General features: G+C 67.6%; 6 protein-coding genes. 4 read left to right on the top strand and 2 right to left on the bottom strand.

Annotated features, from left to right (window positions below):
* Positions 1 to 155: 155 nt before the first annotated feature.
* Both rpoD and dtd read right to left on the bottom strand, forming a co-directional pair.
* Positions 156 to 2012 (bottom strand): RNA polymerase sigma factor RpoD, encoded by a 1857-nt coding sequence (gene rpoD, locus QMX83_RS19075; protein WP_282298216.1) that lies wholly within the window; start codon positions 2010 to 2012, stop codon positions 156 to 158.
* 91 nt (positions 2013 to 2103) lie between these two features.
* Positions 2104 to 2544 (bottom strand): D-aminoacyl-tRNA deacylase, encoded by a 441-nt coding sequence (gene dtd, locus QMX83_RS19070; protein ID WP_282298218.1) that lies wholly within the window; start codon positions 2542 to 2544, stop codon positions 2104 to 2106.
* A 96-nt stretch (positions 2545 to 2640) separates the two neighbouring features.
* On the opposite strand from dtd, the gene QMX83_RS19065 reads away from it, so the two are divergent.
* The 4 genes from QMX83_RS19065 to QMX83_RS19050 all read left to right on the top strand — a co-directional run bounded on the left by QMX83_RS19065 (position 2641) and on the right by QMX83_RS19050 (position 6896).
* Entirely contained in the window at positions 2641 to 3558 is a 918-nt protein-coding gene (locus QMX83_RS19065; RefSeq protein ID WP_282298215.1) for a lauroyl acyltransferase, read from the top strand.
* An 84-nt stretch (positions 3559 to 3642) separates the two neighbouring features.
* Complete coding sequence (gene ribA / locus QMX83_RS19060; protein WP_282298214.1) at positions 3643 to 4758, top strand: GTP cyclohydrolase II RibA; 1116 nt, start codon at positions 3643 to 3645, stop codon at positions 4756 to 4758.
* 180 nt (positions 4759 to 4938) lie between these two features.
* Positions 4939 to 5385 (top strand): PH domain-containing protein, encoded by a 447-nt coding sequence (locus QMX83_RS19055; protein ID WP_282298217.1) that lies wholly within the window; start codon positions 4939 to 4941, stop codon positions 5383 to 5385.
* Positions 5382 to 6896, top strand: coding sequence for a PH domain-containing protein (locus QMX83_RS19050; RefSeq protein ID WP_282298213.1), 1515 nt, complete (start codon positions 5382 to 5384; stop codon positions 6894 to 6896). The genes QMX83_RS19055 and QMX83_RS19050 overlap by 4 nt, the downstream gene beginning before the upstream one ends.
* The last annotated feature ends 59 nt before the right edge of the window (positions 6897 to 6955 follow it).

The following is a 6955-nucleotide window of genomic DNA, read 5'->3' as shown; positions in this document are numbered from 1 at the left end:
GCCGTTGGCCGGCCTCGGCATTGCGTGGGCCGACCAACGGTCGGCGCTACCGGGATCCCAAGGTTCCGAGGATATTGGTGCATCCGGATCACAGTCACCCCAAACGAAAAACCCCGCCGAAGCGGGGTTTTTCATTCACCACACACCCACTGGAATCAATCGATATCCAGGAAGCTGCGCAGCTGTTCCGAGCGGCTCGGGTGACGCAGCTTGCGCAGCGCCTTGGCTTCGATCTGGCGGATGCGCTCGCGGGTGACGTCGAACTGCTTGCCCACTTCCTCAAGGGTGTGGTCGGTGTTCATGTCGATGCCGAAGCGCATGCGCAGCACCTTGGCTTCCCTCGGGGTGAGGCCGGCCAGCACGTCACGCACGGTTTCAGACAGATTGATGTTGGTGGTGTTCTCGATCGGGGACTCCACGTTGGTGTCCTCGATGAAGTCGCCCAGATGGGAATCCTCGTCGTCGCCGATCGGGGTTTCCATCGAGATCGGCTCCTTGGCGATCTTCATCACCTTGCGGATCTTGTCTTCCGGCATGTCCATTTCCTTGGCCAGCTCCTCCGGCGTGGCCTCGCGGCCGTACTGCTGGAGCATCTGACGGGAAATGCGGTTCAACTTGTTGATCGTTTCGATCATGTGCACCGGAATACGGATGGTGCGCGCCTGGTCGGCGATCGAACGGGTAATGGCCTGGCGGATCCACCAGGTCGCATAGGTGGAGAACTTGTAACCGCGGCGGTACTCGAACTTGTCCACGGCCTTCATCAGGCCGATGTTGCCTTCCTGGATCAGGTCGAGGAACTGCAGACCACGGTTGGTGTACTTCTTGGCGATGGAGATGACCAGGCGCAGGTTGGCCTCGACCATTTCCTTCTTGGCCTTGCGCGCCTTGGCTTCGCCATAGGCCATCGCACGGCTGATTTCCTTCAGCTCTTCCAGCTCCAGCGAGGTGCTCTTCTCGATGTCGATGGTGGCCTGCTGCTCGGCAATGATCTGGTCCTTGACGTCACGCAGGGCCGACGACCACTTCTGCTTGCGCTTCAGGGCGTCTTCCACCCACTCCAAGTTGGTCTGGTTGCCTTCCCAGGAACGGATGAAGTCCTTGCGCGGCATGCGCGCGGTCACCGTGGCCAGGTTCAGCACGCGGCGCTCGTGACCCTTGACGTCAGCCATCACGTCACGCAGCTGCTTGACCAGCACGTCGGTCAGCGGCAGCGGCAGCTTCAGGGTGACGAACACGGCAGCCATGTCGTCACGCAGCTTGGCCAGCGGCTTGCGGTCGGCCTTGGTGGACGCCTTCTTGAAGGCGGCATAGGCCGCGCCCAGCTCCGCCATGCGGCGGGCGACTTCTTCCGGGTCCGGACCGGTCGGGCCGGCGTCTTCGTCGCCGCCGACATCATCGTCGTCCTCGTCCTCGTCACCTTCGCTGTCGCTGTCGTCGCCGCTGGTATCTTCAGCGACGGCCGGTGCCGGCTCTTCTTCGACCAGGTCGTTGAAGCCGACGATCACTTCAGCCAGGCGCTTCTTGCCTTCCTTGTGGGCTTCGTAATCGGCCAGCAGGGTTTCCACGGACACCGGGAAGGTACCCAGGGCGGCCTGGACCTGGCCCAGGCCTTCTTCGATGCGCTTGGCGATGGCGATTTCGCCTTCGCGGGTCAGCAGCTCGACGGTGCCCATTTCGCGCATGTACATGCGCACCGGGTCGGTGGTGCGGCCACCTTCGGTGTCGAGCGCGCTCAGCGCGGCAGCGGCTTCTTCAGCGGCGGTGTCATCCACCTCGCGATTGCCGGTGTTGCCGTCATTGAGCAGCAGGGTTTCAGCATCGGGCGCGACTTCATGGACATCAATGCCCATGCCGTTGATCATGCCGATGATGTCTTCAATCTGTTCCGGGTCGACAATGTCGTCGGGCAGGTGGTCATTGACTTCGGCGTAGGTCAGGTAGCCCTGTTCCAGGCCCTTGCTGATCAGAAGCTTGATGTCGTTTTGCTGGGCAGGACGTTCGTTGGCCATGTAGTGCTCGCGCCACCGGCTGGGAGAGAGGAATAGAACCTAGCATTATACCAGCCCGGACCCCTGCCTGCCCGGGCGGTGGTCCCGGGGGCTACGGTCTGAGCAGGAAGGTCACCGGTCCATCGTTGACCAGGCTGACTACCATATGGGCACCAAAGCGCCCGGTTTCCACCCCTGAAGCGTGCTTTTGCCTGCAGATTTCCACCAAACGGTTGAATCCACGTTCAGCCTCGGCCGGCGGAGCCGCCGTACTGAACCCCGGCCGGGTGCCGCTGCGGGTGTCCGCGGCCAGCGTGAACTGGCTCACCAGCAGCAGTCCGCCCCCGGTATCCCCCAATGAGCGGTTCATTTTTCCCCCTTCATCGGCAAACACACGGTAACCAAGCAGCCGATCGGCCATGCGGACGATCTGCGCGTCGGTGTCGCCCGGCTCCATCCCGACCAGGGCCAGCAGGCCCGGCCCGATCTGCCCGACGACCGCGTCGTCGACCTGGACGCTGGCCTGGGTGACGCGCTGGATGAGAACAAGCATGGCAAGGTCCGGAGCCGGGTTGGGCCGCCTACCATAGTGGCTGCGCCGCACCTCGCCCAGCCCGGCTGTCGCCTTCACCGGCTAGACTCTGCCCCGATGAAACCGCAAACCACCGCCCGCCTGGCCTACCGTGCCGCCGCCCTGCTCACCCGTCTGCCCTGGTCCTGGCTGCGCGCCCTCGCCCACGCCCTGGCGTGGCTGTGGATCGCCCTGAACGCCCGCGAGAGCCGGGTCACCCGCCGCAACCTGGAACTGGCCTACCCGGAGCTGGGCGAAGACGAACGCACCACCCTGCACCGCGACCTGCTGCGCTCCACCGCGCTGCAGGCGCTGGAGACCCTGCGCCTGTGGACGCGCCCGCGCGAACAGAACCTGGCGCTGCTGCGCGAACGCCACGGCGAGGCGCTCTATGACGCGGCCCTGGCCAGCGGCAAAGGCGTGATCGTCGCGGCCCCGCACTACGGCAACTGGGAACTGCTGAACCAGTGGCTGGCCTCGCGCGGGCCGATCGCGATCGTCTACAAGGCTCCTGAGGAAGCCGTGGGCGATGCCTTCCTGCAGCTGGTCCGGGGCGGAAGCAACGTCCAGCAGGTCCGCGCCGAAGGGCCGGCGGTGCGCCAGCTGTTCAAGGTGCTCAAGGACGGCGGGGCCACCGGCATCCTGCCTGACCAGCAGCCCAAGGCCGGCGACGGCGTGTTCGCGCCGTTCTTCGGGGTCGAGGCGCTGACCATGACCCTGGTCAACCGGCTGGCCGAGCGGACCGGAGCCACCGTGCTGTACGGCTGGTGCGAGCGCATCGGCCCGAACATGGCTTTCGCCCTGCATATCGAGCCGGCCCCGCCGGGCGTGGCCGACCCGGATCCGCGCACGGCGGCCAGCACGCTCAATGCCGGCATCGAGGAGATCGCCCGCCGTGACCCGGCCCAGTACCAGTGGACCTACAAGCGCTATACCCTGCGCCCGCCGGAATCGGGCGAGGTGGATCCGTATGCCACCGAGCAGCATCCGCATTGAGCGCGACACTGTGTCACGCCACGTTTGATTGAATCGGGGCGATCCGGCCCCACTCTGAACACGATGTCCCCCACGGCCCCCGTCATGTCTTCAGCTGCTTCCTCTCCGTTTGGCGACCCCTCCGCGATCCGCTGCGAGCGTGCGGTGGCGGAACTGCGTGCCGGTCGCCCGGTGGTGATCGACGACGGCCAGGGCCAGCGGCTGGCGTTCATTGCCTTGGACAGCAGCACCCGCAGCAGCTACAGCACCTTCGCCGACGTGGCTGCGGGACAGCATTACCTGTTCCTGACCGCCACCCGGGCCCGCGTGCTGGGCGTGCAGGCCGAACACGGGGCACGCGTGCCGCTGGCCGGGATCGACTTCGATGCCCTCCCCTCGCTGAGCTACCTGCGCGAGGCCGTGCCGATGCCCGCCGGCTGGAGCGCTGGCCAGGCGCTGGACGCCGGCGCGGTGGAAGTGGCGCGGCTGGGCCTGCTGCTGCCGGCCATGGTCGGCGCCGTCCTGAGTGCGGGCGACACCCGCTTTGACAGCTGTGCGCAGGTCTCGCTGTGCGACCTGCAGCAGGGGGCCGAACAGGCCGCGCACGCCTACGAGCTGGTGGCGCGCTCGCCGGTGCCGCTGCGCGAAGTAGGCATGACCGAGTTCGCCGTGTTCCGTGGCGGCGTGGCCCAGCGCGACCAGGTGGCGATCATCGTCGGAACGCCGGATCTCGGCGCGGTGGTGCCGGTGCGGGTGCACTCCTCGTGCCTGACCGGCGACCTGTTCGGCTCACTCAAGTGCGACTGCGGCGACCAGCTGCGCCGCGGCCTGCGCAAGCTCAAGGAACTGGGCGGCGGCATCCTGCTGTACCTGGACCAGGAAGGCCGTGGCACCGGCATCGCCGCCAAGATGCGCGCCTATGGTTATCAGCACGACGGCCTGGACACCATCGACGCTGACGCCCAGCTGGGCTTCGGAGCCGACGAGCGCCGCTACGGCAGCGCCGTGGCGATGCTGCAGGGCCTGGGCGTGCAGCGTGTGCAGCTGCTCAGCAACAACCCGACCAAGGCCCAGCGCCTGCGCCACGCCGGCATTGATGTGGTCGAGTGCGTGCCGGTGACCGGCGACATCACCGCCGAGAACGAGCACTACCTGCGCACCAAGGCCGAACGCGCCGGCCACCTGCTGGACGTCGATGCCCTGATCCAGGCCGCGCAATAGCGCGGCGCAACCTGCTACCGTCTGCGCCACGGGCGCGGCCGCTACTTCGCTGAGCCCGGCCCGATCCATCCGCTGCCGAGCTCCGCCGTGATCGACGACGCCTCCACCGCCCCGCCTCCTTCCGCTCCTCCCGGGCCGCCTGCTGTGCCGACACCGGACACCGGCTGGCAACGGTTGCCGATGCGCGCGGCCAGCATGGCGGCGATGGGCAGCGCGGTCACCGCCCTGGTCGTGGTCGGGGGCGTGCTCGGCGTACCGTGGGTTCTGGTGAAGCTGCCGCTGCCCGGATGGGCGGTGGTGGCCATCGTCGCCGTCGCCGTCCTGCTGGGAGCCGGCTTCGGCTTCCGCCGCCAGCGCCGCACCTGGTGGCGGCTGGATGCCCAGGGCCTGGGCGTGCGCCGCGACCTGATGTGGCAGCTGGACACCCGTGTCCCCCTTTCGCGCGTGCAGCACCTGGACCTGCGCCGTGGACCAATCGAGCGTGCCGCGGGTTTGGCCACGCTGGTGGTGCACACCGCCGGCAGCCGTTTCAGCGCGGTCAGCCTGAGCGGCCTGGACCACGCCGATGCCGAGCATCTGCGCGACACCCTGGGCCGCCAGTTGGACCAGGACGACGACGCCCTGTGAGCGTCCCGCTTCCCGACCAGCGCCTGCATCCGTGGTCATGGCTGTTCGTCATGCTGATGCAGCTGCGTCAGTTCCTGCTGCCACTGGTGGCGTTACTGGTGTTCGGCGGACGCGGCGACCGCGATGAGATGTGGGGCTACCTCACCACCCTCATCGTGATCGCGGTGCTGGTCGTGATTTCCGTTCTGCAGTACCTGACGTTCCGCTACCACATCGGCCACGACGCGATCAGCGTGCGCAGCGGCATCGTCGCGCGCAACCGCCGCGAAATTCCGTTTGCACGCATCCACAACGTGGTGGTGCACCAGAACCCGCTGCACCGGTTGTTCGGGGTCGCCGAGCTGCGCCTGGAGTCGGCCGGCGGGCACCGGCCGGAAGCCGAAATGCGCGTGCTGAAGCTGTCCCAGGCGCTGGCGCTGGAGCAGTTGGTGCGTCAACGCGGACAGCAGCCGCCTCCGCTGCCGGATGCGGAAAGCGCGTCTGCCGTTGCGCCCCTCGCGCCCTCGGACGCGTTGCCCGCCTCGGTGCTCCTGCAACTGAACACTCGCGACGTGCTGCGGATCGGCCTGTTGTCCAACCGAGGCTGGGTGGCGGTGCTGGCCGCATGGGGTGCGTCGTACCAGTTCTTCCCGCGCGGCTATGTCGGCGACGTGATCGAACATCACGGCCGCGAGGTGTTCGGCTATGCCAGCCATCTGCACCCGGCCACCTGGGTGTGGGTCGTGGCGGCGCTGTTCGCAGTCGGCGGTTTCTGGCTGCTGCTGCGCATGTTGTCCGTGCTGCTGGCGCTGCTGCGCTACCACGGCTTCCAGCTCACCGAGCATGAGCGACGCCTCACCGTCTCCAGCGGGCTGCTGACCCGCATGCGCAGCAGCGTCGCGCGCCGGCGCATCCAGGCCTGGACCCTGCGCGAGACCGCCCTGCAGCGCTGGCTGGGTCGTCGCCAGCTCCGGATCGACAACGCGGCCGGGGTGGGCTCGGACGATGACCGTCGGGATCTGCGTGAACTGGCCCCGTTGGCCACGCCTACCGCCTGCGATGACCTGCTCCGGCATCTGCTGCCACGGTTGCAATGGCCGCCTGCGCGATGGAACGGCGTGGCGCGGCGTGGCTGGTGGCGGCTGTGTCTGCCTGCCTGGGTGATCGTGCCGCTGCTGACGGCAGGTGCGGTGTACGAGGTCGGTGCCTGGGGCACGGTACTGCTGGCCTGGCTGCCGTGGTCGGCGTTCCGCGCCTACCGTGAGATCGCACGGATGGGTTATCACCTGGATGCGGACTATGTCGCCGTGCGCGGCGGCTGGTGGACGCGCTGGTGGCGCCTGGCAGAGCTGGACAAGCTGCAGTCGCTGCGGCTCTCGCGCTCGCCGCTGGACCGGCTGATGGGAACGGCCACCGTATGGCTGGATACGGCCGGAGCGACGGGCAGCATCGCGCTGCGGTTACGTTTTTTGCCGGAGGGTGAAGCGCGCGCGGTGCTGGAGACATTGAACCAGGCACTGGCACGCCGGTAGCTTGCCGTAGAGCCACGCCCTGCGTGGCTTCGGCCCGGCCGGACTGCAGCCACGCAGGG

Source organism: Stenotrophomonas sp. PS02289 (genome assembly GCF_029960115.1).
Classification (GTDB): Bacteria; Pseudomonadota; Gammaproteobacteria; order Xanthomonadales; family Xanthomonadaceae; genus Stenotrophomonas.
Note: the sequence above shows the minus strand (reverse complement) of the source record. Positions and strands in the feature narration are given on the sequence as shown.